Source organism: Sphingobacterium cavernae (assembly GCF_008520265.1).
GTDB lineage: Bacteria > Bacteroidota > Bacteroidia > Sphingobacteriales > Sphingobacteriaceae > Sphingobacterium > Sphingobacterium cavernae.
Genome location: NZ_VIQM01000005.1, coordinates 1 through 961, shown reverse-complemented (window position 1 = coordinate 961; position 961 = coordinate 1). Strand labels below are relative to the sequence as shown.

The following is a 961-nucleotide window of genomic DNA, read 5'->3' as shown; positions in this document are numbered from 1 at the left end:
ACTTTATCGTAAATATCTTAGCTGGATTAGCAGCATACAGTTTCTTCCCTAAGAAACCTTCAATCAAATATCAAACGGTAAAAACTAACCAATTGTACGCTTTTTAATTATCGAATTCAGGTTAATATCAACTAAAACCATATCCACCCCCCCGTCAGCAATTTTTTGGTAACCTACAACATCCAGTTTAGTGTTGAAATAAATAGCATAAAAGCTCTCACGTAAGGATATCTCTTCATTGTTCCATATCTTTCTGAAAGCCATATTCATGCGTTTGGAGCTATTAACAGCGGTGAAATCAGGTAACGATAAATTATCGTTTTTGTGATAAGATAAACGGAGTTCGTGGGCAATGAATTCATTTTTCATGGCATTAAAAATTAAAGTGAAAGAAAAATTTATTAACGCCAATCCGGTCACGAGCCTAGAGCTTGACTAACGAAAGAAAAAATAAGCAAAATGGCGGAGCGAAGGAGGTTCCGTTCATTAGGAACGGATACCCATTTTGTGATTTTTTTATTGGGTGCGTTTGGAATCGATCTGAGGTTTGTCAAGCTGGCGACGTAACTTTGCGATTAAATAATGGTTCTCTCTCTTCTTTTAGTGCTCTACCTTTAAAAGTAGGCTTGACGGGACTAGCGCCAAGCCTATAATTACTATTCTTCTAAACCTTTAATTTCGTCCCGCTTATTATTGATTGAATGAATAAGCCTTTGTTCTTCCTCACGCTTAATAACAAGTTTTTCAAAACGCTCACTATCCCTGCGGAAAATAGAATCAACCCCATGCACAAATTCCGGCATTTCCAAAGCCATCAAGCGATAACGTATCTCGTAACCTGAATTCGATTATTAATTCTATTTAAAATTGCAATCATGGTGGTAAATGTTTATATTTAAGTATCTGAAATTCAAATATTTAACAATACACCAGACCATGATTACATACGATAAAGTTACCG

General features: G+C 35.8%; 2 protein-coding genes and 1 pseudogene. 1 reads left to right on the top strand and 2 read right to left on the bottom strand.

The genetic code is table 11. The features are described 5' to 3' along the window. Positions 1 to 107, top strand: a pseudogene (locus tag FLS47_RS19115) (IS982 family transposase); the annotation flags it as partial. Here FLS47_RS19115 and FLS47_RS18175 read toward each other — a convergent pair. Next, a complete protein-coding gene (locus FLS47_RS18175; RefSeq protein ID WP_188347316.1) occupies positions 85 to 369 on the bottom strand; it encodes a hypothetical protein in 285 nt (94 codons plus the stop codon). The pseudogene FLS47_RS19115 and the gene FLS47_RS18175 overlap by 23 nt on opposite strands. Positions 370 to 656: 287 nt before the next feature. Continuing rightward, the gene (locus FLS47_RS18170; RefSeq protein WP_188347315.1) at positions 657 to 815 is read right to left on the bottom strand and encodes a hypothetical protein; all 159 of its coding nucleotides are present in this window, start codon (positions 813 to 815) and stop codon (positions 657 to 659) included. Between the last annotated feature and the right edge of the window lie 146 nt (positions 816 to 961).